General features: G+C 59.9%; 23 protein-coding genes. 9 read left to right on the top strand and 14 right to left on the bottom strand.

Going from position 1 to position 24,058, the window contains the following annotated elements; translation table 11 throughout:
• Nucleotides 1–555: 555 nt before the first annotated feature.
• Nucleotides 556–1,932 carry a glutamine synthetase family protein gene (locus HCF10_RS28165; protein ID WP_003213894.1) on the top strand — a complete coding sequence of 459 codons (1,377 nt, stop codon included), beginning with the start codon at nucleotides 556–558 and terminating at the stop codon, nucleotides 1,930–1,932.
• Between the two features lie 203 nt (nucleotides 1,933–2,135).
• Nucleotides 2,136–2,765 carry a TetR/AcrR family transcriptional regulator gene (locus HCF10_RS28170; RefSeq protein ID WP_167656842.1) on the top strand — a complete coding sequence of 210 codons (630 nt, stop codon included), beginning with the start codon at nucleotides 2,136–2,138 and terminating at the stop codon, nucleotides 2,763–2,765.
• A gap of 121 nt (nucleotides 2,766–2,886) precedes the next feature.
• Here the strand turns inward: HCF10_RS28170 and HCF10_RS28175 are convergent, their stop codons facing one another.
• The 10 genes from HCF10_RS28175 to argE all read right to left on the bottom strand — a co-directional run bounded on the left by HCF10_RS28175 (nucleotide 2,887) and on the right by argE (nucleotide 13,216).
• Nucleotides 2,887–3,102 carry a TOBE domain-containing protein gene (locus tag HCF10_RS28175; RefSeq protein WP_003176783.1) on the bottom strand — a complete coding sequence of 72 codons (216 nt, stop codon included), beginning with the start codon at nucleotides 3,100–3,102 and terminating at the stop codon, nucleotides 2,887–2,889.
• A gap of 28 nt (nucleotides 3,103–3,130) precedes the next feature.
• On the bottom strand, nucleotides 3,131–3,937 hold the full coding sequence (gene ssuB / locus HCF10_RS28180) for an aliphatic sulfonates ABC transporter ATP-binding protein (RefSeq protein ID WP_167656843.1): 807 nt from the start codon (nucleotides 3,935–3,937) through the stop codon (nucleotides 3,131–3,133).
• Nucleotides 3,934–4,722 carry an aliphatic sulfonate ABC transporter permease SsuC gene (gene ssuC / locus HCF10_RS28185; RefSeq protein ID WP_053127863.1) on the bottom strand — a complete coding sequence of 263 codons (789 nt, stop codon included), beginning with the start codon at nucleotides 4,720–4,722 and terminating at the stop codon, nucleotides 3,934–3,936. Before ssuC ends, ssuB begins: the two co-directional genes overlap by 4 nt.
• A gap of 9 nt (nucleotides 4,723–4,731) precedes the next feature.
• Nucleotides 4,732–5,880: an FMNH2-dependent alkanesulfonate monooxygenase gene (gene ssuD, locus HCF10_RS28190; RefSeq protein WP_065874422.1), complete on the bottom strand. Its 1,149-nt coding sequence runs from the start codon at nucleotides 5,878–5,880 to the stop codon at nucleotides 4,732–4,734.
• Between the two features lie 25 nt (nucleotides 5,881–5,905).
• Nucleotides 5,906–6,874 (bottom strand): sulfonate ABC transporter substrate-binding protein, encoded by a 969-nt coding sequence (locus tag HCF10_RS28195; protein WP_167656844.1) that lies wholly within the window; start codon nucleotides 6,872–6,874, stop codon nucleotides 5,906–5,908.
• Nucleotides 6,875–6,973: 99 nt separating this feature from the next.
• Complete coding sequence (gene ssuE, locus HCF10_RS28200; RefSeq protein ID WP_027608396.1) at nucleotides 6,974–7,567, bottom strand: NADPH-dependent FMN reductase; 594 nt, start codon at nucleotides 7,565–7,567, stop codon at nucleotides 6,974–6,976.
• 201 nt (nucleotides 7,568–7,768) lie between these two features.
• Nucleotides 7,769–8,407 carry a peroxiredoxin gene (locus tag HCF10_RS28205; protein ID WP_167656845.1) on the bottom strand — a complete coding sequence of 213 codons (639 nt, stop codon included), beginning with the start codon at nucleotides 8,405–8,407 and terminating at the stop codon, nucleotides 7,769–7,771.
• Between the two features lie 275 nt (nucleotides 8,408–8,682).
• Complete coding sequence (locus HCF10_RS28210; protein WP_131697564.1) at nucleotides 8,683–10,008, bottom strand: OprD family outer membrane porin; 1,326 nt, start codon at nucleotides 10,006–10,008, stop codon at nucleotides 8,683–8,685.
• 624 nt (nucleotides 10,009–10,632) lie between these two features.
• A complete protein-coding gene (gene argA / locus HCF10_RS28215) occupies nucleotides 10,633–11,934 on the bottom strand; it encodes an amino-acid N-acetyltransferase (protein ID WP_090401578.1) in 1,302 nt (433 codons plus the stop codon).
• A gap of 133 nt (nucleotides 11,935–12,067) precedes the next feature.
• Nucleotides 12,068–13,216 (bottom strand): acetylornithine deacetylase, encoded by a 1,149-nt coding sequence (gene argE, locus HCF10_RS28220; RefSeq protein ID WP_131697565.1) that lies wholly within the window; start codon nucleotides 13,214–13,216, stop codon nucleotides 12,068–12,070.
• Nucleotides 13,217–13,374: 158 nt separating this feature from the next.
• Here argE and HCF10_RS28225 point away from each other — a divergent pair, with 158 nt between their 5' ends.
• Complete coding sequence (locus tag HCF10_RS28225) at nucleotides 13,375–14,742, top strand: CYTH domain-containing protein (RefSeq protein ID WP_167656846.1); 1,368 nt, start codon at nucleotides 13,375–13,377, stop codon at nucleotides 14,740–14,742.
• Nucleotides 14,743–14,804: 62 nt separating this feature from the next.
• Here the strand turns inward: HCF10_RS28225 and HCF10_RS28230 are convergent, their stop codons facing one another.
• On the bottom strand, nucleotides 14,805–15,275 hold the full coding sequence (locus HCF10_RS28230) for an Lrp/AsnC family transcriptional regulator (RefSeq protein WP_003195279.1): 471 nt from the start codon (nucleotides 15,273–15,275) through the stop codon (nucleotides 14,805–14,807).
• A gap of 127 nt (nucleotides 15,276–15,402) precedes the next feature.
• Here HCF10_RS28230 and HCF10_RS28235 point away from each other — a divergent pair, with 127 nt between their 5' ends.
• From HCF10_RS28235 to HCF10_RS28260, 6 genes are all read left to right on the top strand, one after another.
• Nucleotides 15,403–15,741 (top strand): hypothetical protein, encoded by a 339-nt coding sequence (locus tag HCF10_RS28235; RefSeq protein ID WP_131697567.1) that lies wholly within the window; start codon nucleotides 15,403–15,405, stop codon nucleotides 15,739–15,741.
• Nucleotides 15,742–15,824: 83 nt separating this feature from the next.
• On the top strand, nucleotides 15,825–17,504 hold the full coding sequence (locus HCF10_RS28240) for a GspE/PulE family protein (RefSeq protein ID WP_131697568.1): 1,680 nt from the start codon (nucleotides 15,825–15,827) through the stop codon (nucleotides 17,502–17,504).
• A 77-nt stretch (nucleotides 17,505–17,581) separates the two neighbouring features.
• The gene (locus tag HCF10_RS28245) at nucleotides 17,582–18,502 is read left to right on the top strand and encodes an SPFH domain-containing protein (protein ID WP_027608388.1); all 921 of its coding nucleotides are present in this window, start codon (nucleotides 17,582–17,584) and stop codon (nucleotides 18,500–18,502) included.
• 10 nt (nucleotides 18,503–18,512) lie between these two features.
• Nucleotides 18,513–18,959, top strand: a complete 447-nt coding sequence (locus tag HCF10_RS28250; protein ID WP_145336945.1) for an NfeD family protein — start codon at nucleotides 18,513–18,515, stop codon at nucleotides 18,957–18,959.
• A gap of 69 nt (nucleotides 18,960–19,028) precedes the next feature.
• Complete coding sequence (locus tag HCF10_RS28255; protein WP_003176799.1) at nucleotides 19,029–19,343, top strand: DUF2388 domain-containing protein; 315 nt, start codon at nucleotides 19,029–19,031, stop codon at nucleotides 19,341–19,343.
• Between the two features lie 163 nt (nucleotides 19,344–19,506).
• Nucleotides 19,507–20,649 (top strand): DegT/DnrJ/EryC1/StrS family aminotransferase, encoded by a 1,143-nt coding sequence (locus tag HCF10_RS28260; protein ID WP_167656847.1) that lies wholly within the window; start codon nucleotides 19,507–19,509, stop codon nucleotides 20,647–20,649.
• A gap of 65 nt (nucleotides 20,650–20,714) precedes the next feature.
• Here HCF10_RS28260 and gcvH read toward each other — a convergent pair whose 3' ends face one another.
• The 3 genes from gcvH to HCF10_RS28275 all read right to left on the bottom strand — a co-directional run bounded on the left by gcvH (nucleotide 20,715) and on the right by HCF10_RS28275 (nucleotide 24,005).
• Nucleotides 20,715–21,098 carry a glycine cleavage system protein GcvH gene (gene gcvH / locus HCF10_RS28265; protein WP_028618385.1) on the bottom strand — a complete coding sequence of 128 codons (384 nt, stop codon included), beginning with the start codon at nucleotides 21,096–21,098 and terminating at the stop codon, nucleotides 20,715–20,717.
• Between the two features lie 52 nt (nucleotides 21,099–21,150).
• Complete coding sequence (gene gcvT / locus HCF10_RS28270) at nucleotides 21,151–22,233, bottom strand: glycine cleavage system aminomethyltransferase GcvT (protein WP_167656848.1); 1,083 nt, start codon at nucleotides 22,231–22,233, stop codon at nucleotides 21,151–21,153.
• 155 nt (nucleotides 22,234–22,388) lie between these two features.
• On the bottom strand, nucleotides 22,389–24,005 hold the full coding sequence (locus HCF10_RS28275; RefSeq protein WP_167656849.1) for an ABC transporter permease: 1,617 nt from the start codon (nucleotides 24,003–24,005) through the stop codon (nucleotides 22,389–22,391).
• Nucleotides 24,006–24,058 lie beyond the last annotated feature (53 nt).

Here is a 24,058-nt window from a genome sequence, read left to right on the forward strand (position 1 = left end):
GGCGTTGGTTGACGCAGCATCCGCGTCGTTTTTTCGTTCAGGGTAGGAGCTTACCTGCCATTTGCTGCAGCGTTGCATTCCTCAAGCCAAAGTCGTGCAGAATCATGAGCGGCCGCGCAGAAGAGAGCCGGTCAGTGGCAGTCGAAATGGCAAAGAGGAGAGCGGATGGGCCGTCAAGAATATTGGCCGGTGCGTGGGCACTCACGCGGGACGAACGGACTGCGGACAAAGCCTGGCTGAAGCAGGCTGAGACGCCGAGTGGCGGCAGGCGAGACATGAAGCACCCCGGTATTATTGCTGTTATGGGTTTGAATCGAGCTTAGCCTTGTTCATTTTTTTACACAACACCCCCGTAAAAAATACAACACGGCCCGCTCAAGCCTGCGAGTCCCAAGCCCGTCAACCCGAAAAAACCGCCCCAAAAAGCCCCAAAAATGCCGCCACGGCGCTTTTTTAGGGCAAAAAAGGCCTCGCTTGACTTCGGCATGCCGTTCGGGTTGACTGAAACCAGAAAAGATCAATGATTGATATTTTTAACAACAAAGGTGTTGCATCATGTCGGTACCCCCGCGTGCCGTTCAGCTTAACGAAGCGAACGCGTTCCTTAAGGATCATCCTGAGGTTCTGTACGTAGACCTTCTAATTGCGGATATGAATGGTGTGGTGCGCGGTAAGCGCATCGAACGCACCAGCCTCCACAAGGTTTACGAGAAGGGCATTAACCTGCCTGCCTCTTTATTTGCCCTGGATATCAATGGCTCGACGGTGGAAAGCACCGGCCTGGGCCTGGACATCGGTGATGCTGACCGAATCTGTTATCCGATCCCTGACACCCTGTGCAATGAACCTTGGCAAAAGCGCCCTACCGCGCAACTGCTGATGACCATGCACGAACTTGAAGGTGAACCTTTCTTCGCCGATCCGCGCGAAGTGCTCCGCCAAGTTGTAAGCAAGTTTGACGACCTCGGTCTGACCATCTGCGCCGCCTTCGAGCTTGAGTTCTACCTGATCGACCAGGAGAACGTGAACGGCCGCCCACAACCGCCCCGCTCGCCGATCTCCGGCAAACGCCCGCACTCGACACAGGTCTACCTGATCGACGACCTCGACGAATACGTCGACTGCCTCCAGGACATCCTGGAAGGTGCCAAAGAGCAAGGCATCCCGGCCGACGCCATCGTCAAGGAAAGTGCCCCGGCGCAGTTCGAAGTGAACCTGCACCACGTGGCCGACCCAATCAAGGCCTGCGACTACGCAGTACTGCTCAAGCGCCTGATCAAGAACATCGCCTACGACCATGAGATGGATACCACCTTCATGGCCAAGCCTTACCCAGGCCAGGCAGGTAACGGTTTGCACGTACATATCTCGATCCTGGACAAGGACGGCAAGAACATCTTTGCCAGCGAGGATCCCGAGCAGAACGCCGCATTGCGTCACGCGATCGGCGGTGTGCTCGAGACCCTACCCGCCCAAATGGCGTTCCTGTGCCCTAACGTCAACTCCTACCGTCGTTTCGGCGCACAGTTCTACGTGCCGAACTCGCCGTGCTGGGGCCTGGACAACCGCACCGTGGCGATTCGCGTACCGACCGGCTCGTCCGACGCCGTACGGATCGAACACCGTGTGGCCGGTGCCGACGCCAACCCTTACCTGCTGATGGCTTCGGTCCTGGCAGGCGTGCACCACGGTCTGACCAACAAGATCGAACCGGGCGCACCCGTGGAAGGCAACAGCTACGAGCAGAACGAACAGAGCCTGCCGAACAACCTGCGCGATGCCCTGCGCGAGTTGGACGACAGCGAGGTGATGGCCAAGTACATCGATCCTAAATACATCGATATCTTCGTCGCCTGTAAGGAAAGTGAGCTGGAAGAGTTCGAACACTCCATCTCCGACCTTGAGTACAACTGGTACCTGCATACCGTGTAAGCGGTTGCTGCATTGAAAAAACGCTGCGGGCCTTTGGCCTGTGGCGTTTTTTTATGGGTTTCTTCCGGTAGATCGAGTTGGCCTCATCGGGGGCAAGCCCCCTCCCACATTTGAATGTATTCACAGATCAAAGTGTGGGAGGGGTCTGGAAGACAACACTCCTTCCTGCTCATACAATGCCCGCTGCCTTGTAGGAGACTTCCATGACCACCCGCCCCGCCACCCTTCGCAAACCCCGTGCCCGCAGCCAGGCGCGGATCGACGCGATTCTCGACGCCGCCCGCACCTTGCTGGCCGCCGAAGGCGTGGCGAATTTGTCGATCTACAGCGTGGCCGAGCGCGCGCAGATTCCGCCGTCGTCGGTGTATCACTTTTTCGCCAGTGTGCCGGCGCTGCTGGAGGCGTTGACGGCGGATGTGCATGCCGCATTCCGTGCGGCCATCCAGGCGCCCATCGACCACGATTCACTCAAGCATTGGCGCGATCTGTCCTACATCGTCGAACAACGCATGCTCATCATCTACGATCAGGACGCCGCCGCGCGCCAGTTGATCCTGGCGCAGCATGGCCTCACCGAAGTGACCCAGGCCGACCGCCAGCATGATCTGGAACTGGGCGATCTGATGTTCAAGGTGTTCAACCGCCATTTCGAAGTGCCGACACTGCCCAGCGATGTGGATGTGTTCGCCCTGGCGCTGGAGCTGAGCGACCGCGTGTATGCGCGCTCGGTGCATCAGCATGGGCTGATCACGCCGCGTATGGCGGAGGAAGGGATGCGGGTTTTTGATGCGTATGTGGGGCTGTATTTGCCAGCGTATCTGCCTAAGCGCTGAATCCTGGGTTGGCTGGGCCGGCCTCATCGGGGGCAAGCCCCCTGCCACATTTTGAATGTGTTCACAGATCAATATGTGGGAGGGGGCTTGCCCCCGATGACGGTCTCAAGAGCGACGCAAATCACAACTTGGCGATCGACACCTCGGTGGACTTCACGAAGGCAATCACTTCACTGCCGATCACCAGCTCCAGCTCTTTGACCGAGCGGGTGGTGATCACGGAAGTGACGATACCGGACGCGGTCTGCACGTCGATTTCCGACAGCACATCGCCGACTACGATTTCCTTGATGGTGCCTTTGAACTGGTTACGCACGTTGATGGCTTTAATAGTCATGGTGTTCTTCCTTCTCGGGACAAGTGAGTTATTGAGCCCAACGCAATTGCGTAGGCAGCGGTGAAACAGGTTCGGGGTCCGGCGGGGTACCGGGCAACGACAGCACACGGTTGAGCACTTCGGCTTCCAGCGCGGCCAGGCGATATGAACCACGGGCCCGTGGGCGCGGCAGATCGACGATCAGGTCGAGGCCGATCTCGCCGTCTTCGATCAGGATTACCCGGTCGGCAATGGCCACGGCTTCGCTGACGTCATGGGTCACCAGCAACACGGTGAAACCGTGCTTTTGCCAAAGGTTTTCGATCAGTTGCTGCATCTCGATACGGGTCAGGGCGTCCAACGCACCCAGCGGCTCATCCAGCAGCAGCAAGCGCGGCTGGTGGATCAGCGCGCGAGCCAGGGCCACGCGTTGCTTCTGGCCACCGGACAAGGCCGCCGGCCACTCATTGGCACGCTCGGCCAGGCCGACCGCTTCCAGGGCTTCCAAGGCTTTAGGGCGCCAGTTACCTTTGAGGCCCAAGCCGACGTTGTCGATGATCTTTTTCCACGGCAGCAGGCGCGCTTCCTGGAACATCAACCGCGTGTCTTCAATCGCCTCGCTCAGCGGCGCCGAACCGGCCAGCAGCTCGCCGCCGCTGGCTTTGTCCAGGCCGGCCAACAAGCGCAGTAACGTACTTTTACCGCAGCCACTGCGACCGACCACGGCCACGAACTGGCCCGCCGGAATGTGCAGATCGATTTCCTTGAGCACTTCCCGCGCGCCGAAGGCCTTGCGCAATTTGCGCACCGCCAGGGGAATCCCTTTCAGCAGGCGCGGAGGTTGTTGAGCGGTCATGCCGCACCTCCTTTATTGACTTGATACGCCGGGTGCCAGCGCAGCCAAACACGTTCCAGACCGCGAGCGGCCAGGTCGGCCAGTTTGCCGAGGATGGCGTACATCACGATGGCCAACACCACTACGTCGGTTTGCAGGAATTCGCGGGCGTTCATCGCCAGGTAACCAATGCCGGAGCTGGCAGAGATGGTTTCCGCCACGATCAGCGTCAGCCACATAAAGCCCAGGGCAAAGCGCACGCCCACCAGGATCGACGGCAGCGCGCCCGGCAGGATCACTTGCCAGAACAGGCTGAAGCCGGACAAGCCATAGCTGCGCGACATTTCCACCAGAGCCGGGTCGACGTTGCGGATGCCGTGGTAAGTGTTGAGGTAGATCGGGAACAGCGTGCCGAGGGCCACCAGGAAAATCTTTGCGGTCTCATCGATGCCGAACCACAGGATCACCAGCGGAATCAGCGCCAAATGCGGCACGTTGCGGATCATCTGCACCGAGCTGTCCAGCAGGCGTTCGCCCCACGTCGACAGGCCGGTGATAAATCCCAGCGCCAGGCCGATGCTGCCACCGATCACAAAGCCCAGGCCCGCCCGCCAGCCACTGATAGCCAGGTGCGTCCAGATTTCGCCGCTGCGCACCAGGTTGACCCCGGCCTCAATCACCGCGCTGGGCGCCGGCAGAATACGCGTCGACAACCAGCCCGCCGACACCGATAACTGCCACACCGCCAGCAATAGAATCGGCAGCACCCAGGGCGCCACGCGATGGCTCAATTTTTCAAAGTTCATGGCGCCGCCTCAGCTCTGTGACGCAGCTTTGGGAAGGATATCGTTGGCGACCATTTCGCCGAACGGGCTCACGTAACCGGCGCTTTTCGGCAACTCTGGACGTTCGATATCCAGGTGCGGGAACAGCAGCTCGGCAACCCGATACGACTCTTCCAAGTGTGGATAACCGGAGAAGATGAAGGTGTCGATGCCCAGCGCTGCGTACTCCTTGACCCGTTCTGCAACCGTCGGACCATCGCCCACCAGCGCGGTGCCAGCACCGCCACGCACCAGGCCGACGCCGGCCCACAGGTTGGGGCTGACTTCCAGGTTGTCGCGATTACCGCCATGCAAGGCCGCCATGCGCTGCTGGCCGACGGAATCGAAGCGCGCCAGGGAAGCTTGGGCACGGGCGATGGTGTCGTCGTCCAGATGGGAGATCAGTTTGTCGGCGGCTTTCCAGGCTTCATCATTGGTTTCGCGCACGATCACATGCAGACGAATGCCGAAGCGCACGGTGCGCCCGAGTTTCGCCGCCTTGGCCCGCACCTGTTCGATCTTCTCGGCGACCGCGGCCGGTGGCTCGCCCCAGGTCAGCACCATCTCCACTTGTTCGGCGGCCAGGTCCTGGGCCGCTTCGGAGGAACCGCCGAAGTACAGCGGCGGGCGTGGTTGCTGGATCGGTGGGTAGAGCAACTTGGCGCCTTTGACGCTGATGTGCTCGCCGTCGTAATCCACGGTTTCGCCTTCCAGCACGCGGCGCCAGATACGGGTGAATTCCACCGAAGCCTGATAACGCTCTTCGTGACTGAGGAACAAGCCATCGCCGGCCAGCTCTTCCGGGTCACCACCGGTCACCAGGTTGAACAGCGCGCGGCCGCCGGACAGGCGGTCCAGGGTCGCGGCCTGGCGCGCCGCCACCGTCGGGGAAATGATCCCGGGGCGCAGTGCGACAAGAAATTTCAAACGCTGGGTCACCGGGATCAGCGAGGCGGCCACCAACCACGAGTCTTCGCAGGAACGACCGGTGGGGATCAGCACCCCGCCGAATCCCAGGCGGTCAGCGGCCTGGGCCACTTGCTGCAGATAACCGTGATCAACAGCGCGAGCGCCTTCGGCGGTGCCAAGGTAATGGCCGTCGCCGTGGGTAGGCAGGAACCAGAAAATAGTGAGGCTCATGGAGTTGTCTCCTGAAGAAATCGGATTACGGCGCTTTAGCCACGGCAGCAGGTGGCGTCCAGATCACGTCCTTGATGCTCAAGGGCTTGGGGATCAATTTGAGTTGGTAGAAGCTGTCGGCGATTTTCTGCTGGGCCACCACCACTTCCGGGGTCAGGAACAGCGCGCCGTAGCCCTGGCGTTTTACCAAGGTCAGGGTGATGTCAGCCGGCAGGCCGAGCAGTGGTGCGACCTGCTCGGTCACTTCCTGAGGGTTGGCCTTGGACCACTCGCCCACCGCACGCACTTCTTCGATCAGCGCCTTGACCACTTCAGGGTGCTTTTCGGCGTACGGCTTGGTGGCCAGGTAGAACTGGTGGTTGTCGGCGATGCCGGTGCCGTCACGCAGGGTGCGCGCTTGCAGTTGTTTCTCGGCGGCGGCCTGGTACGGGTCCCAGATCACCCACGCATCCACGCTGCCACGCTCGAAGGCGGCACGGGCATCGGCGGGCGGCAGGAAGACGGTCTGCACGTCGGTGTATTTCAGGCCGGCGTCTTCCAGGGCACGCACCAGCAGGTAGTGCACGTTGGAGCCTTTGTTGAGCACGACTTTCTTGCCCTTGAGCTCGGCCACCGATTTGATCGTCGAGTCTTTCGGCACCAGGATCGCTTCACTGGTGGGCGCTGGCGGCTCGTAGGCCACATAGAGCAGGTCGGCACCGGCGGCCTGGGCGAAGACCGGCGGGGTTTCGCCGGTGACACCGAAGTCGATGGAGCCGACGTTCAGGCCTTCGAGCAGTTGCGGGCCGCCGGGAAACTCGGTCCATTGCACCTGCACACCTTGGGCGGCCAGGCGTTTTTCCAGGGTGCCCTTGGCCTTGAGCAGCACCAGGGTTCCGTATTTCTGGTAACCGATCCGCAGGGTCTCGGCGGCTTGAGCCTGAACGATGGCGCCGAAGGACACAGCCGCAACAAACAGTGCGACCAGACCACGACGCAAGATGACAGTGCGCATGGCGCTCTCTCCAAATAGTGCGATGAGGGGGTTGGCTGCACCTGCTTGGCCGTTGGCGGCTGAGTAAGGTGAGTACATCTATATAGCGGTGAGGCTTACTTAAATGCTCCAGCGAGCACTCAACAAACGTTCATTCAACACATGCGGGTCCAGCGGTTTCGGACGACGGGCCATGGCGCCATAAAGCGTCTCCAGGGCTTCGTGCAAACGGTGTTCGAGGACCGGCACCAGTTGCGCCTGGGCACTGCCTTCGCCGTAGGCGATCTGGCTGTCTTCGGCGAAAATCCCGTGGAGCAGTTCCTGGGCTTTGAGGGCCGACAATACCGGCTTCAAGGCGTAATCCACCGCCAGCATGTGGGCGATGCTGCCGCCGGTCGCCATCGGCAGCACAACCTTGTGGGCCAGGGCGCGTTCGGGCAGCAGGTCCAGCACGGTTTTCAACGCGCCGGAGAACGACGCCTTGTACACCGGCGTGGCGATCACCAGGCCATCCGCGTTAGCCACCTGTTGCAGCAGGTCAATGACCTTGGGGCTGTCGAAGCGCGCATGCAGCAAGTCTTCAGCCGGGAAGTCCCGTATCTGGTAACTCACCACTTCAACGCCTTTGTCTTGCAACCACTGACGGGTTTTTTCCAGCAAGACCCCGGAGCGGGAACGCTGGCTGGGACTGCCTCCAAGTGTTACGACCAACATGCAGGAATTCCTTGAGCAAGTGCCGGCGGTTCGCTGTGTGGCGATAGCGCCAAGATGGAACAGACCTTAGCAGCAGATTTATATATCTATAAATCTTATTTTTTCATTTGTTTATTCTTTAAATGCATATACAGATTCTGAGTCTTTAGGCGAAAAAAAAGGCCGTAAACACGGCCTGAAAACCCCTGTTGTGATTCAGTTTCAACGATTGGGTTGTGGAGTAAGCCGCAGGTAGGGCTTCACCGCCCGATAACCCTTCGGAAAGCGCTTCTTGATCTCTTCCTCATCCTTGAGCGACGGCACGATCACCACTTCATCACCGTCCTGCCAGTTGGCGGGGGTGGCGACTTTGTAGTTGTCGGTCAGTTGCAGCGAGTCGATGACCCGCAGGATTTCGTGGAAATTACGGCCGGTGCTGGCCGGGTAGGTGATGGTCAGGCGGACCTTCTTGTTCGGGTCGATCACGAACAAGGAACGCACGGTGAGGGTGTCACTGGCGTTCGGGTGGATCAGGTCGTAGAGGTCCGAAACCTTGCGGTCGGCGTCGGCCAGGATCGGGAAATTGACGACGGTGTCCTGGGTTTCGTTGATGTCTTCGATCCACTTGTGGTGCGAGTCCACCGGGTCCACCGACAGGGCGATGGCCTTGACGCCGCGCTTGGCGAATTCGTCCTTGAGCTTGGCGGTAAAGCCCAGCTCACTGGTGCACACCGGGGTGAAGTCCGCCGGGTGGGAAAACAACACACCCCAGCTGTCGCCCAGCCATTCGTGAAAACGAATCTTGCCGGCGCTGGAATCCTGTTCGAAGTCGGGGGCGATGTCGCCCAGTCTTAGGCTCATGGTGTGGCTCCTGGTGAGTGCTTATGGAGCCCACTGTGCATGGATTACGGGTTATTTAAAAAGAATAAATATCGATTTATCTAGACGATAAAGGAATATTAAAAATGTGTTCATTGGACGTGGGAAATGGAGAGGCGCACCATCGGTTCCAAGGTTCGAGAAGGCCTTGAGACGCTGTACAAAGAGGGGTTCAGGAAGGGCTTGCGGGGGTTTAGCCCGACTTGATTGAACGTGAGAAAAACCTCGCGATAACGCGAGGTTTTCCTTATCCAGCCTTACAAGAAGCTGTAAGTGTAGTTGAAGATCAGACGTGTCTGATCCTGGTCCTGGATACCGGTACCGCTGCCACGGTACGCACCGTGCCGCAGAGTGGTGCCAAAACCTTTGAGTGCGCCTGCCTGAATGGTGTAGTCGATACGCATATCGCGCTCCCACTCGGACTGATCACTGCCACCGCCCACGGCTTTGATGTTGTCGCCGTGCAAGTAGGCAATCGAGGTTCGCAGGCCTGGAACACCCAGTGCAGCGAAGTCATAAGAGTACTGACCGAAGGTGGTGTTTTCACCCGCACGGACGAAGGAGTTGATCATGCTGTCGGTGAACAGGTAGAAGCTCGACCCGCCAGCACCTTCGTTACGACCATTACCATCCAAAACGTTACCCTGGTTCACCCAGACGAAACCACCGTCATCGCTGACACGCTGATGGCCGAGCATAACGGCGCTGCCACCCAGGGTGTAAGTGAACATGGCACTCCAGGTTTTGTTATCAACCTCACCCGTGTTCTTCGCGTAGCCACCGTTGTTGTTGAAGCGATACCCAGCCTGACCGTTCTTGCCATCAGAACTGCTGTCGAAGTAGCGCAGGTCGGTCTTGAATGACTGACCTTCGCTGATCGGGTATACGTGCAACAAGCCCAGGAAGTGCTGCTTATAGTAGTCTTCGAGGTTTGCGTAGTAGTACTGCAGGGTCAAGTCTTTGGTGACTTTCCAATCAGCGCCACCAAAACGGAACTTATTGCTTTCCTCGGTACCGCCGGCGACGGCCAGGCCAGTGCTGTTGCTTGAAGCACGACCAGTGGCATGTTCGAGTTGACCGGCGTTAAAGGTCACGTTGTCGATTTCTTTGGAAGTGACAGTGCCGCCTTCAAAGCTTTGCGGCAACAAACGGCCGTCGCTCGCGATCAGGATTGGAAGGTTCGGCGCCAGGGCACCACCCAAGTGTGCCTCGGTCTTGGAGAAGCGGGCCTTGGCGTTGGCACTCGCACTGCTCCAACTGCTTACCGCAGAACCGTCGGTGTCACTTGGAACGAAGGAGTTGCTGTTTGGGTGATGACCGCGGCCACCATCCAAGTGAACACCTACCAATGCCTGGGCGTCGATACCAAAACCAACGACACCTTGAGTGAAGCCAGACTTGTAATCGAACTTCAGACCGGTAGCTGTTTCGCGTTGATCAGCACCGCCATCACGCTGATCGTTATCGAAATACAAGGTACGCGAGCTGACACTGGCCTTACTGTCTTCAATGAAACCGGCTGCTGCAGCTTGCTGGGCGACTGCCGCCAACGCTATAGCCAACGCCAAGGTGGACTTCTTCATGTACCGCTCCTCTCATTTCTAATTTTTGTATTTCTTTGGTCTCGGGTCTGACGCCCTTGATCCACAGATGCGCGATTAGCACCGGATAGTGACTGCCAAGTCAATCGTAACCTTGTGTGTCTACTACCTTCGTCTAACCACCGTTGATTTGGTCCCTGCAGGGTAATGAGTTTTTCATACACCCAAAAAGAATTATTTCATTCTTTTTAATACGATTCAGGAATAAGCCATTCCGTGATGCGGACAGGCGAGCATAGACCATCTGCTCCACAAGCTAATTCCTAAAGGGTATTTATTAGCGCTTTTTTAGAACGATTAGTGTTGACGCTCTGCCGCATACGTCACCCACGATCAAAAAGGCGACGCCATCATGGCCAAAGGCACATCCTCTCGTCAATTTGTTACAGTTTTTGTGTCACTAATAGTTTCTTTTGCTGTCCAAGCCGCCCCTTCGACGATTCAGGTGTGTGTGGAACTCCCACAATCTACCCATAGCCGCCATCCTGTTATCGGCGTCAGATCAAGAATGCTTAAACTTTAGTCGTGCGTGACGGCACGCCAGATTGGCCTGCGACGCGGGCAGGCTCTTACACGAGCCTGCTCATTGACTTGGGAGGTAGGGCTTTACAAGGCCTTCTCGAAAATCTTCGAGTTACGCTGGTAGTTGTACAGCGAGGCCCGCGCCGACGGCAGGCGATCAACGCTGCTCGGCACAAAGCCGCGCTCACGGAACCAGTGGGCAGTCCGCGTGGTAAGTACAAACAAGGTCTTCAAACCCTGCGCCCGGGCACGGGTTTCGATACGCTCCAGCAGCTCATCACCACGCCCGCCATGGCGGTACTCAGGGTTCACCGCCAGGCACGCCAGCTCACCCGCGTCCGAATCGGCGATCTGATACAACGCCGCACACGCGATGATCATGCCTTCGCGCTCCACCACGCTGAACTGCTCGATCTCACGTTCGAGCACTTCCCGCGAACGGCGTACCAGGATGCCCTGCTCTTCCAGCGGGCTGATCAGGTCGAGCAAACCACCGACGTCTTCAATCGCCGCCTCGCGCACCAGTTCGAATTGCTCCTGGGCCACCAGCGTACCGCCGCCATCGCGGGTAAACAGCTCGGTGAGCAAGGCGCCATCTTCGGCGTAGCTGACGATATGGCTGCGCCCTACCCCACCCCGGCAGGCCTGGGCGGCCGCATCGAGCAATTCGGACTGGTAGTTGCTGCTGCCCAGGCGTTGCAGATGCGCCGGTACTTGTTGCGGGCGCAGTTCGCGCACCAGACGGCCGTTTTCATCGATCAGGCCGAGATCAGCGCCGAACAGCAGCAGCTTGTCGGCCCCCAAGTCGATGGCGGCGCGGGTGGCGACGTCTTCGCAGGCCAGGTTGAAGATCTCACCCGTAGGCGAATAGCCCAGGGGTGACAACAGCACAATGGAGCGCTCATCCAGCAGGCGGTTGATGCCCTTGCGGTCGACCCGGCGCACTTCGCCGGTGTGGTGGTAATCCACACCTTCAAGCACGCCAATAGGCCGCGCGGTCACCAGGTTGCCGCTGGCCACCCGTAGGCGCGAGCCCTGCATCGGCGACGAGGCCATGTCCATCGACAAGCGCGCTTCGATGGCGATACGCAGGTGGCCAACCGCGTCGATCACACACTCCAGCGTCGCGGCATCGGTGATGCGCATGCCTTCGTGGTAAGTCGGGATCAGGCCGCGCGCTTCAAGGCGCGCTTCGATCTGAGGGCGCGAACCGTGCACCAGCACCAGGCGCACGCCCAGGCTGTGGAGCAGCACCAGGTCGTGGACGATATTGCCGAAGTTCGGATGATCCACACCGTCGCCGGGCAACATGACCACAAAGGTGCAATCGCGGTGGGCGTTGATGTAGGGCGAAGCGTGACGAAGCCAATTAACGTAGTCGGGCATGGAACCTGGGCCTGTAATAAAAAGCAGCCGAAAAAGGATGAGTCGTGAAAACGCACAGCGGGCTGATGGTTATCGTCGGAACAGGCTTGGCGACACGCTCGCTCTCCTTATGTACGAATGGACAGGGGTTAATTTACGCAGGTTTCAGGCAGTAATGTTCGATCAGTTCCCGCAATAGACGCACTGTAGGCGTCAAGCGTGACATTTCGAGGTACTCGCCAGGTTGATGGGCACAGGCGATGTCGCCAGGCCCCAGCACCAGGGTTTCACAACCAAGGCGCTGAAGATAAGGCGCTTCGGTGCCGAACGCTACTGCTTCGGCACGATGACCGGTCAATCGTTCCGCGACCCGCACCAACTCGGCGTCTTCGGCCTGTTCGAACGGCGGCACGGCGGGGAATAACGGCGCGTAGTCGATCTTGACTTTATGGCGTTCGGCCAGCGGTTCGAGCTTTTGCCGGATAGCCGCACGCAGCACTTCGGGATCCATGCCCGGCAAGGGCCGCAGGTCGAATTCCAGGGAGCACTGGCCACAGATGCGGTTGGGGTTGTCGCCGCCATGGATACAGCCGAAGTTCATGGTCGGTTGCGGCACGCTGAATTGTGCATTGCGGTACTCGCGCTGCCAGGCCAGGCGCAGGCCGCGCAGCTCACCGATGGCGTCGTGCATGGCTTCCAGGGCGCTGTGGCCCAGGCTTGGATCCGACGAATGGCCACTTTGGCCGAGAATGTCGATGCGCTCCATCATCACGCCTTTATGCAGGCGGATCGGCTTGAGGCCGGTCGGTTCGCCGATCACCGCCGCGCGGCCCAGCGGGCGCCCGGCTTCGGCCAATGCCCGGGCACCGGACATGGAGCTTTCTTCATCGCAGGTGGCGAGGATCAGCAACGGCTGCTTGAACGGCTGATCCAGCAGCGGCAACACCGCTTCAATCGCCAGCGCGAAAAAGCCCTTCATGTCGCAACTACCCAATCCTACCCAACGGCCGTCGACTTCCGTCAGCTTGAGCGGATCGGTCTTCCACAACGCCGCGTCATAAGGAACGGTATCGCTATGGCCGGCCAACACCAGACCGCCGGGGCCAGTGCCGAAACTGGCCAACAGGTTGAATTTGCCGGGGCTGACGGACTGGATGTCGATGGAGAAACCCAGGTCGCCCAACCAACTGGCGAGCAGATCGATCACCGGGCGGTTAGTCTGGTCGAGAGACGCTTGGGTGCAACTGACCGAAGGCGCGGCAATCAGCGCGGCGAACTGCTCTTTCATGGACGGTAACGGCATGCGCGGTCTCCCTACTTCCCGGATGAGCCCCACTATAGAGCCATCTGCACGACACAATAAACCGTTGCGGCGCGTTGCCGGGCTCAGTCCTGTACACTGCACGACCTTGGCAGCCACTCTTTTTCCCGGCTGCGCTCCCGATTCTGGATTTTCCGGCCATGCAGAAAGAAACCGAAATCAAGCTCCGCGTCAGCCGCGAAACACTCGCCGCGCTGCGTGAGCACCCGTTACTGAAAAAACGCAACAAAAGTGGCTGGGAACGCCGTGAGTTGATGAACCAGTACTTCGACACCCCCGAGCGCGACCTGGCCCAGGCCAAAGTCGCCCTGCGCCTGCGCAAGGACGGTGACGACATTATCCAGACCCTCAAGACCCGTGGCCAAAGCGTCGCCGGTTTGTCGGAACGCAACGAGTACAACTGGGACCTGCCCAAAGCCAAGCTCGACGTAAAGAAACTCGACGGCGAGTGCTGGCCCGAGCAGCTGGCCGAGTTGGACAAAAAGACCCTCAAGCCGATCTTCACCACCGACTTCGTGCGCGAACGCGCCGAAATCGCTTGGGGCCGTGGCAAGGCCAAGGTGGTGATCGAAGCCGCCCTGGACCTGGGCCATGTGGTGGTCGGCAAGCAGAAAGAAGAAATCTGCGAGCTGGAACTGGAACTGCGCGAAGGCGAACCGGCTGCCCTGCTGGAGTTGGCCGCCGAGCTGGCCGCCACCCTCGCACTGATGCCGTGTGACATCAGCAAGGCCGAGCGCGGCTACCGCCTGTACGACGCCAGCAGCTACTCCTTGAGCCTGCCGGCCCCGCAGATCCACGCCGAAATGCCGCTGGACGACGCCTTCGCCGCAATCATGTGGCACCTGCTCGGCAGCAGCCAGCGCCTGGCCGAGCAATACCGCTTCAATGGCCACTGGCGTCTACTGCAGGACTGGGTCGACAACCTCGGCGAACTGCGCGCCCTGATCGGCAGCCTTGGCCAGGCCGCACCGCGTCAATCCACCAGCGAACTGCGCAGCGCACTCGATGCACTGCTGGAAGACTGGCGCCCGCTGGTCCAGGCCGGTGACGACGACGAAGACATTCGCAAAGCCGCGCCCGAGCAATTCGCCGAAGAATTGGATGACGTACGCTGGGGCTGGTTCTCGCTGAACACGTCGCGCTGGCTAATGGCCCGCACCTGGACCGCCGACCGCAACGTGCGCGGCAACCGCCAGGGCGCCGCGCAAATCACCAACTGGCTGCCGCGCCTGCTGGCCGACGATGCCGTCGCCCTTCAACTGCCGCGCTACCAGCAGCAGCCGGAAGACCTGGCAGAGCAACTGCCACGCATCGAGCGCATCCAGGCCTGGCTGCACCATGCGCGTAACGTGGTGGATATTCCGGAACTGGATCGTTTGTACGGCGAGCTGAACAAGCTGGTGCAACTGGCCAACCAGCCGATCACCGACGAGTCGCTGGATGCGCGCATGCATCAGGCGATTGCGGTGTATCAGAACCGTGCCTGGAAGACCCTCCTGCGTCTGTAATATCGCCATCGGGGCAGTCGAATCGTCGCGGTACGACGATTCGACTGCCCCGATGAGGCCGGTCAGCGCAATACTGGCAGGCTGGTGGTCGACTTGATCTCAGACAGCGCCACAATCGAGTTGACCTCCTGAATCCCCGGCACCATCGACAGCTTCTCGAAGAAAAACCGCTCGTACGCCTCAATGTCCGACGTCACGATGCGCAGCAGAAAATCCACCGCCCCCATCAGCACATAGCACTCCAAGACTTCGGGAAACCCACGAATCGCTTCGGTGAACTCGGTGAAGTTGGATCGGCCGTGGGCGTTGAGTTTGACCTCGGCGAAGATCTGCGTATTGAGGCCGATCTTCTTGCGATCCAACAGGGTGACCTGGCCGCGAATCACCCCTTCTTCCTTGAGCCGCTGGATGCGCCGCCAGCACGGCGACTGGGACAGGCCCACTTGCTCGGCGATCTGCGCGCTGGACAGCGAGGCGTCCTCTTGCAACAGGGCCAGGATGCGGCGGTCGTAGGCGTCCAACTCGCTGTGCATAGAAATACCTTTAATTCTGGCTATTCTGAATTGATTGATTCGATTAATCGCAAATCAGGCTCATCTTAGATAAGAAATCTCCCGAGGCGAATGTAAAAATTTCTCCAGTCGAATCTGGAGAATCAGCATGCATGTCGTCGAAACCACCCACCCCCTGACCCGCGTCGATGTGTGGGCCGCCAACAGCGCCCATTGCCGAGCGCATTACCAGATCGTCGCCGAAGCGGAGCCCGATGTGTTGTGTCGGGTACTCAACTATTTTGCGTTGCAGTTCTTAACACCGAGTCAGGTCACCGTGAGCCGCCAAGAAGACCTGCTGAACATCGATATCGTGATGGAAAGCCTGAGCTGGCATCGCGCCCAAGTGATCGGTGAAAAGATTCGAAACCTGATCAGCGTGTGCACGCTGCACGTGTGGCCGGTTGATTCCGTAGGGCCCGCAGCAGTGGCGGCAGCAGCTCAGTAAAGGCCTGCAACATACGCTGGGAGGAGGATCTTCGAGGGCCGGCTAGCCTGAAGTTTCGTCCGAGGCTACCCAGGAAAACCTTCATGTCTGTTGATCACCGATTGGAACTGCATCAGTTGCTCCCGGCCTTGGTCGAGGGCGGCTTGATCACTGCCGACATCGCGCAGCGCTTATCGGCGCTGCCAGGCGGTAACGCCCAGCACCCGCTGGAGTGTATCGCCGCCTATGGGCCGGCACTGGAAACCCTGACCCAGTGGCTTGCCCAGCATGCCGGGCAACCTTATTGGCGTATCGACCCACTGCAAATCGATGTCGCGGCGGTGGTGCAGCTGATGTCCCAGGCGTTTGCCCAGCGCCACAGCATCCTTGCAGTGGCCGTGGACGCGCAGACCGTCACCGTTGCCAGCGCCCAGCCCCATGTCACCAGCTGGGAGTCGGGACTGGCACAGGTACTCAAACGCTCGATCAAGCGCGTGGTTGCCAACCCCCAGGACATTCAGCGTTGTATCAGCGAGTTTTACCGGTTGGCGAAGTCCGTCAGCGGGGCGGATCAAAAGGTCGCGGCGCCTGGCAACTTCGAGTTGCTCAACCTCGGCGCCGGTGACCAGGAGCCGGATGCCAACGACGCGCATATCGTCAATATCGTCGATTGGCTGTTGCAGTACGCCTTTGCCCAGCGGGCCAGTGATATTCATATCGAGCCGTGCCGTGAACAGGGGCGCATGCGCTTTCGCATTGATGGGCTGTTGCACGACGTCTATCAATTTCCACCCCAGGTGACGATGGCTGTGGTCAGCCGCCTGAAAAGCCTGGGCCGCATGAACGTGGCGGAAAAACGCAAACCCCAGGACGGCCGGATCAAGACCAAAAGCCCCACAGGCGCAGAAATCGAGTTGCGCCTGTCGACCTTGCCCACCGCCTTTGGCGAAAAACTGGTGATGCGGATTTTCGATCCGCAGGTGCTGCTCAAGGACTTCGACCAGCTCGGTTTGTCCGCTGAGGACCAGCAGCGATGGCACGCCATGACCCGCCAGGCCAACGGCATCATCCTGGTCACGGGCCCTACCGGTTCAGGCAAGACCAGTACCCTCTACACCACGCTCAAGCAACTGGCGTCCCGAGAAATCAACCTCTGCACCGTGGAAGACCCGATCGAGATGGTCGAGCCGGCCTTTAACCAGATGCAGGTGCAGCACAACATCGACCTGACGTTCGCCAGCGGCATCCGAGCCCTGCTACGCCAGGACCCGGACATCATCATGATCGGCGAAATCCGCGACCAGGAAACCGCCGAAATGGCGATCCAGGCCGCACTGACCGGACATTTGGTGCTCTCGACGCTGCACACCAACGATGCGCCCAGCGCCATCAGCCGCTTGCAGGAACTGGGCATTGCTCATTATTTGATCAAGGCCACATTATTGGGGGTAATGGCGCAGCGCCTGGTGCGGCTGCTGTGCCCTCATTGCAAGCGGGCGGCAGGCGATGTCCACGAGGCGGTGGGGTGTGCGGAATGTCGAAACAGCGGATTTCAGGGGCGTGCAGGGGTCTACGAGATCATGGTGTTGAATGAATCGCTCCGTGCGCTGATCACCCCAGGCACCGACGTGCAGTCCCTGCGCAGAGAGGCGGTTGCGCAAGGCATGTGCAGCCTGCGCCTGGCCGGTATGGGAAAAGTAAAGGCGGGGCTGACGACGATGGCCGAGGTGTTGCGCGTGACACCTGGGGATTCGGTAACAAATGCTTTGATTACCGCGGGCTGAAACCGTTCTTATCGGTGACAAGACCGTTACAATCGGCCGAACGTCGTTTAACTGACACCATCAGATAGGGAATCGCTATGCAGATCGGAACCGTACTGCTTCTTTTCGTGGGTTTGGCCATTGCCATCCTGTTCATGGGCTTCAAGGTGGTACCCCAGGGCTATCAGTGGACCGTCGAGCGCTTCGGCCGTTACACCAACACCCTCAAGCCGGGTCTCAACATCATCATCCCGGTCATGGACCGCATCGGCCGCAAGATCAACGTGATGGAAAGCGTGCTGGATATTCCGCCCCAGGAAGTCATCACCGCCGACAACGCCACCGTGCAGATCGATGCCGTGTGCTTCTTCCAGGTGGTCAATACCGCGCAGGCCGCCTACGAGGTCAACAACCTCGAACACGCTATCCGCAACCTGCTGCAAACCAATATCCGTACCGTGCTCGGCTCCATGGAGCTGGATGCCATGCTCAGCCAGCGCGACGGCATCAACGAAAAACTGCTGCGCACTGTCGATGAAGCCACGGCGCCGTGGGGCATCAAGATCACCCGGATCGAAATCAAGGACATCAGCCCGCCCGCCGACCTGATGGCCGCCATGTCCGGCCAGATGAAAGCCGAGCGGATCAAGCGCGCACAGATCCTGGAAGCCGAAGGCCTGCGGGCATCGGCGATCCTGACTGCCGAAGGCAAGAAGCAGGCACAGATTCTTGAAGCCGAAGGTGGACGCCAGGCCGCGTTCCTGGAGTCTGAAGCCCGTGAGCGCCAGGCAGAGGCAGAGGCCCGCGCGACCCAGGTGGTTTCCGAAGCGATCGCCACCGGCAACGTGCAGGCCATCAACTACTTCGTCGCGCAGAAATACATCGATGCCCTCGGCAAGCTGGCATCGGCCAATAACAGCAAAGTGATCCTGATGCCGCTGGAAGCCAGCCAGGTGATCGGCGCTGTCGGCGGCATTGGCGAAATCGTCAAGGCGACCTTCGACAACAAGAAAGCCTGAGGCAATCGACATGTGGGATTTCCTGCAGCATCTTTCGTTCTGGGACTGGCTCGCGCTGGGTACGGTGCTATTGATTCTTGAGGTATTCGGCGCCGGTGGTTACCTGCTGTGGATGGGTATAGCTGCGGCAGCCGTGGGCGTGATCAAGTTTCTGGTGCCGCCGCTCGGGTTGGAGTGGCAACTGTTGCTGTTCGCTGTGCTGTCGATATTGACAGCGGTGTACTGGTGGAAACGCCAGCGCAGCAGTGCCAAAGCCAGTGACCAACCGGGGCTCAACGAACGTGGCTCGGAGCTGGTCGGCCGCGTCTTCGTGGTGCATCAGGCGATTGTGGATGGCCGGGGCAAGGTGAAAGTCGGTGATGGTGTATGGATGGTGACCGGTCCTGACAGCCCTGTAGGCGCTCAAGTGCGTGTGGTAGGCCTGGATGGCGTCATTTTAAAGGTAGAAACTGTTTAGTCAGGGATGGAACTCGGTTGGGCTAACTACAATCAAACGGTACAGATCACCCACCCGGAGTCACCCATCATGCGTCTTAAATATGCTGTCGCAACCCTCGCTGTGCTTTCCCTTCCTGTCGGTTCAGCCATGGCCGATAGTTTCTGGCGCAATGTCATTTCGTCGGGCGCCACTACCGGTTCGACGTACCTGACCTTCAAGGACCACAAGCTGGTGGTTGCCGCACAAGACGACGCAGGCAGCTTTGTTGCCAGCGACGGCGGCATCCGCGGACCGTACCTGGAAGCCGCCATGCAGAAAGTCCGCGCCGATAACCCTGGCCTGCAGGCCACGGATATGGAACTGGCCAACGCCATCCTCGCGAAGAACGCTGTTACCGAGTGATTCCCGCACGCTGAAGAATGCCGCTCTTGAAGCGGCATTTTTTTGCCCGCAATGTGACGATTCATTCACAGGCGACAGGCTATATTCAGTCTTACCGTGCCACCATGCTGGTACTGAATCCTCGCTTACTCATCGCCAATCTGAAACGGACTCCTTCGTCGTTATGAGCCAACAGCCCTTTCTGCCGTTCTCCAAACCTACCATCGATGAAGCCACCATCTCGGCGGTCGGCGATGTACTGCGCTCGGGCTGGATCACCAGCGGGCCGAAAGTGCAGGCTTTCGAGGCGCAACTGTCGGAATACTTTGGCGGCCGGCCGGTGCGCACGTTCAACTCTGGCACCTGCACCATGGAAATCGCCTTGCGTATCGCCGGTATCGGGCCTGGGGATGAAGTCATCACCACACCGATCTCCTGGGTGGCCACGGCCAACGTGATTCTGGAGGTGGGGGCCACACCGGTGTTCGCTGATATCGATCCGATCACGCGCAATATCGACCTGGCCCAAGTGGAAGCCGCAATCACACAGCGCACCAAGGCGATCATCCCGGTGTACCTGGCCGGCCTGCCCCTGGACATGCCGATGCTGTACGCACTGGCCAACAAGTACAACCTGCGCATCGTCGAAGACGCCGCCCAGGCCCTGGGCTCCAGCTGGGATGGCGAACGCATCGGCGCTACCGGGGACTTTGTATCGTTCAGCTTCCAGGCCAACAAGAACATCACCTCTTCCGAGGGCGGCTGCCTGGTGTTGAACAATGCCGAAGAAGCCCGCCTGGCAGAAAAATACCGCCTGCAGGGCGTCACCCGCACCGGCTTCGACGGCCTCGACGTGGATGTACTGGGCGGCAAGTTCAACATGACCGACATCGCCGCCGCCATCGGCCTGGGGCAGTTTGCCCACATCGAGAAGATCACCGCCCATCGCCAGCACCTGGCACAGCACTACTTCAAATGTTTCGGCGATGATTTCGAAGAAAAGTACGGCGCGCAACTGCCGCCGGCCGACTTCGAAAACAGCAACTGGCACCTGTTCCAGTTAGTGCTGCCGGAGCGCCAGGACGGCCTGCCCGCCCGCGCGACCTTCATGGAGAAAATGCAGGCACAGGGTGTTGGCATTGGCTATCACTACCCGCCTATTCACCTGCTGAGCCTTTATCGGGCACAGGGATTCAAGGAAGGTATGTTCCCGGTAGCGGAAAAGGTTGGACGTTTGATCGTGTCGTTGCCGATGTTTACGGCAATGACAGAGGCAGATGTGGAGCGGTCGGTGGCGGCGGTAAAGGCAGTCCTGAAAGCGAACTGAACACTCACGGCTCCCGACGATTGAATGTGGGAGGGAGCTTGCTCCCTCCCACAGGGGTCTTGCGGTTACTCGCCGATGGCGGCTTTGTAGCCAGCCGCATCCAGCAGTTTTTCCAGATCAGCCGGGTTGCTTGGCTTGAGCTTGAAGATCCACGCGCCGTAAGGGTCGGAGTTCAGCAACTCAGGGCTACCACTCAGCTCTTCGTTGACGGCAATCACTTCGCCGGCAACCGGGGCGTAGATATCCGAAGCGGCCTTCACCGACTCAACCACACCCGCCTGGCCTTCGGCTTCAAACGTAGCGCCAACTTCGGCCAACTCAACAAACACGACATCACCCAGAGCTTCCTGTGCATGGTCGGAGATCCCGACGGTGACAGTACCGTCAGCTTCCAGACGCGCCCATTCGTGACTTTCGGCAAAACGCAGGTCGGCAGGGATATCGCTCATAGTCTGTGTCCTCAAGAAGAAATGTCAGCAGCCATTGGCCTGCCGGAAATAGTTAGATCAAGGTTTTGCCATGACGCACGAAGGTCGGTTTGACCACTCGAACCGGGTACCACTTACCGCGGATTTCCACTTCGGCCCGATCGGCAGTCGCCGTCGGTACACGCGCCAGGGCAATGGATTTGCTCAGCGTAGGTGAGAAACTACCACTGGTGATCTCCCCTTCGCCAACATTGGCGATACGAACCACCTGGTGAGCGCGTAAAACCCCACGTTCCTCCAGTACCAGCCCGACCAGTTTGAACTGCACACCGGCGGCCAGCTCTGCTTCCAGCGCCGCACGCCCGATGAAATTGCGCTCGGCAGGTTCCCAGGCAATGCTCCAGGCCATGTTGGCCGCCAGGGGCGAAACGTTCTGGTGGATATCCTGGCCATACAGGTTCATGCCGGCTTCCAGCCGCAGGGTGTCCCGCGCGCCGAGGCCTATAGGTGAAATACCCGCACCTACCAGGTCGTTGAAAAATCCAGGCGCCTGATCGGCAGGCAGGACAATTTCCAGGCCGTCTTCGCCGGTGTAACCCGTGCGCGCGATAAACCAATCACCGTCGGCATACCCTTCAAAGGGCTTGAGCTGGTGGATCAGGGTGCCGCGAGACTGGGTGACCAACTCGGCAATCTTCTGCCGGGCGTGGGGACCTTGAATGGCGAGCATGGCCAACTCGGGCCGCTCATGCAGTTGCACTTGATAGCCGCCAAGTTGCGCCTGGATCCAGGCCATGTCCTGGTCTCGGGTGGCGGCGTTGACCACCAGCCGGTACCCGGCCTCGGTGCGGTAGACAATCATGTCGTCTACCACGCCACCCTGCTCGTTGAGCATGGCGCTGTACAACGCACGGCCACAGCCGTGCAAACGCTCGACATCATTGGCCAGCAGGTACTGGAGCCATTCCTTGGCCTGGGGGCCGGTGATATCGATCACGGTCATATGAGATACATCGAACACCCCGCAGTCGCGCCGCACCTGATGGTGCTCCTCAACTTGCGAGCCGTAATGCAAAGGCATATCCCAACCGCCAAAATCGACCATTTTCGCGCCGAGGGCGAGATGCAGGTCATACAGAGGCGTACGCTGTCCCATGGGTTTCTCCTTCCGGGCTTGGCGAAGGTGCGCAGGCCGTTGCCCGTGCCGGACACCTTGAATTACAAGGCCTGCGGCGACGTACAGCGACTCGATCCGAAGGACGGAGCGCACCGAATGCCGCGCATTGTAGCCGCAAGCCGTAGGACTGGCACCTAACCGATGGGGCGGGCGGAGCGTCGGATCAGCCCGATGACCGGCAGCAGCCCCACTAGCACCAGTGTCAACGCTGGCAGAGAAGCCCGCGCCCACTCGCCTTCGCTGGTCATTTCAAAGATCCGCACCGCCAGGGTGTCCCAGCCGAACGGGCGCATCAGCAGGGTCGCGGGCATTTCCTTGAGCACGTCTACGAACACCAGCAGTGCTGCACTCAGGGTGCCGGGTAGCAACAGCGGTAGATACACTTTGCAAAACAGTCGCGGCCCACTCACGCCCAAACTACGCGCAACTTCCGGCAACGAAGGGCGGATGCGCGCCAGGCTGTTTTCCAACGGCCCGTAGGCCACGGCCAGAAAGCGCACCAGATACGCCAGCACCAGCGCCGACAGACTGCCCAGCAACAATGGCTTGCCCGCCCCTCCGAGCCAGCCGGACAGCGGCACCACCAGCTCACGGTCCAGGTAACTGAACGCCAGCATGATCGACACCGCCAGCACCGAGCCCGGCAAGGCATAGCCGACATTGGCCAGGCTGATACCGGAGCGAATCGTCCGGGTCGGCGCCAGACGGTTGGCGAAGGCCAGTACCAGCGCCACGCTGACCGTGATCAGCGCCGCAATGCCGCCCAGGTAAAGGGTGTGGACGATCAGGCCCGAATAGCGCTCATCCAGATCGAACCGTCCACGCTGCCAGAACCAGGCCACCAGTTGCAGCACCGGGATGACAAAGGCGCAGGCGAACACCAGGCCACACCACCCACTGGCCGCTACCGCTTTGATCCCCTTCAAGTGGTACAGCGCCTTACCCCGGGGACGCTCGTTGCTGGACCGGCTGGCGCCCCGGGCACGCCGCTCGCCGTACAGAACCAGCATCACCACCAGCAGTAACAGGCTGGCCAGTTGGGCCGCGCTGGACAGGCTGAAAAAGCCGTACCAGGTCTTATAGATGGCGGTGGTGAAGGTATCGAAGTTGAACACCGAAACCGCACCGAAGTCCGCCAGGGTCTCCATCAGTGCCAACGCCACCCCGGCCCCTATCGCCGGCCGCGCCATGGGCAGGGCCACATGCCAGAACGCCCGCAAGGGTGACTGCCCCAGCACCCGCGCCGCCTCCATCAAGCCCTTGCCCTGGGCGAGGAATGCGCTGCGCGCCAGCAGGTACACATAGGGATAGAACACCAGCACCAGCACGATGATCACGCCGCTGGTGGAGCGCACCCGTGGCAGGCGCAAGCCGGTGCCGAACCATTCGCGCAGCAGGGTCTGCACGGGGCCCGAAAAATCCAACAGGCCGACAAACACGAAGGCCAGCACATAGGCGGGAATGGCAAAGGGCAGCATCAACGCCCAGTCAAGCCAGCGCCGGCCGGGGAATTCGCAAAGGCTGGTGAGCCAGGCCAGGCTTACGCCCAACAGGGTTACACCGACGCCGACCCCCAGCACCAAGGTCAGGGTGTTGCCCAGCAGGCGGGGCATCTGGGTTTCCCAGAGGTGGGACCAGATTTGCACGTCGATGCTTTGCCAGGACAGCAACAGTACGCTCAGCGGCAGCAGCACCAGGGCGGCGACGGTGAAGACCGGCAGGTACCAGCGGCGTTGGGCGGGGTGGGCCAAAGGTTGGTTCTCAATAATGAATATCTTCAAATCACAACAATTCAATGTGGGAG

The organism is Pseudomonas sp. B14(2022) (assembly GCF_012030485.1).
Classification (GTDB): Bacteria; Pseudomonadota; Gammaproteobacteria; order Pseudomonadales; family Pseudomonadaceae; genus Aquipseudomonas.

What these genes read in the sequence shown, in the direction of transcription:
- HCF10_RS28175 (WP_003176783.1), bottom strand. Translation starts at nt 3,102, where the DNA reads ATGACTATTAAAGCCATCAACGTGCGTAACCAGTTCAAAGGCACCATC.
- HCF10_RS28170 (WP_167656842.1), top strand. Translation starts at nt 2,136, where the DNA reads ATGACCACCCGCCCCGCCACCCTTCGCAAACCCCGTGCCCGCAGCCAG.
- ssuE (WP_027608396.1), bottom strand. Translation starts at nt 7,567, where the DNA reads ATGTTGGTCGTAACACTTGGAGGCAGTCCCAGCCAGCGTTCCCGCTCC.
- HCF10_RS28235 (WP_131697567.1), top strand. Translation starts at nt 15,403, where the DNA reads ATGCATGTCGTCGAAACCACCCACCCCCTGACCCGCGTCGATGTGTGG.
- HCF10_RS28225 (WP_167656846.1), top strand. Translation starts at nt 13,375, where the DNA reads ATGCAGAAAGAAACCGAAATCAAGCTCCGCGTCAGCCGCGAAACACTC.
- HCF10_RS28245 (WP_027608388.1), top strand. Translation starts at nt 17,582, where the DNA reads ATGCAGATCGGAACCGTACTGCTTCTTTTCGTGGGTTTGGCCATTGCC.
- HCF10_RS28210 (WP_131697564.1), bottom strand. Translation starts at nt 10,008, where the DNA reads ATGAAGAAGTCCACCTTGGCGTTGGCTATAGCGTTGGCGGCAGTCGCC.
- HCF10_RS28205 (WP_167656845.1), bottom strand. Translation starts at nt 8,407, where the DNA reads ATGAGCCTAAGACTGGGCGACATCGCCCCCGACTTCGAACAGGATTCC.
- gcvT (WP_167656848.1), bottom strand. Translation starts at nt 22,233, where the DNA reads ATGGGACAGCGTACGCCTCTGTATGACCTGCATCTCGCCCTCGGCGCG.
- gcvH (WP_028618385.1), bottom strand. Translation starts at nt 21,098, where the DNA reads ATGAGCGATATCCCTGCCGACCTGCGTTTTGCCGAAAGTCACGAATGG.
- HCF10_RS28240 (WP_131697568.1), top strand. Translation starts at nt 15,825, where the DNA reads ATGTCTGTTGATCACCGATTGGAACTGCATCAGTTGCTCCCGGCCTTG.
- HCF10_RS28195 (WP_167656844.1), bottom strand. Translation starts at nt 6,874, where the DNA reads ATGCGCACTGTCATCTTGCGTCGTGGTCTGGTCGCACTGTTTGTTGCG.
- ssuC (WP_053127863.1), bottom strand. Translation starts at nt 4,722, where the DNA reads ATGAACTTTGAAAAATTGAGCCATCGCGTGGCGCCCTGGGTGCTGCCG.
- HCF10_RS28165 (WP_003213894.1), top strand. Translation starts at nt 556, where the DNA reads ATGTCGGTACCCCCGCGTGCCGTTCAGCTTAACGAAGCGAACGCGTTC.
- HCF10_RS28230 (WP_003195279.1), bottom strand. Translation starts at nt 15,275, where the DNA reads ATGCACAGCGAGTTGGACGCCTACGACCGCCGCATCCTGGCCCTGTTG.
- argA (WP_090401578.1), bottom strand. Translation starts at nt 11,934, where the DNA reads ATGCCCGACTACGTTAATTGGCTTCGTCACGCTTCGCCCTACATCAAC.
- ssuD (WP_065874422.1), bottom strand. Translation starts at nt 5,880, where the DNA reads ATGAGCCTCACTATTTTCTGGTTCCTGCCTACCCACGGCGACGGCCAT.
- HCF10_RS28255 (WP_003176799.1), top strand. Translation starts at nt 19,029, where the DNA reads ATGCGTCTTAAATATGCTGTCGCAACCCTCGCTGTGCTTTCCCTTCCT.
- HCF10_RS28260 (WP_167656847.1), top strand. Translation starts at nt 19,507, where the DNA reads ATGAGCCAACAGCCCTTTCTGCCGTTCTCCAAACCTACCATCGATGAA.
- HCF10_RS28250 (WP_145336945.1), top strand. Translation starts at nt 18,513, where the DNA reads ATGTGGGATTTCCTGCAGCATCTTTCGTTCTGGGACTGGCTCGCGCTG.
- argE (WP_131697565.1), bottom strand. Translation starts at nt 13,216, where the DNA reads ATGCCGTTACCGTCCATGAAAGAGCAGTTCGCCGCGCTGATTGCCGCG.
- ssuB (WP_167656843.1), bottom strand. Translation starts at nt 3,937, where the DNA reads ATGACCGCTCAACAACCTCCGCGCCTGCTGAAAGGGATTCCCCTGGCG.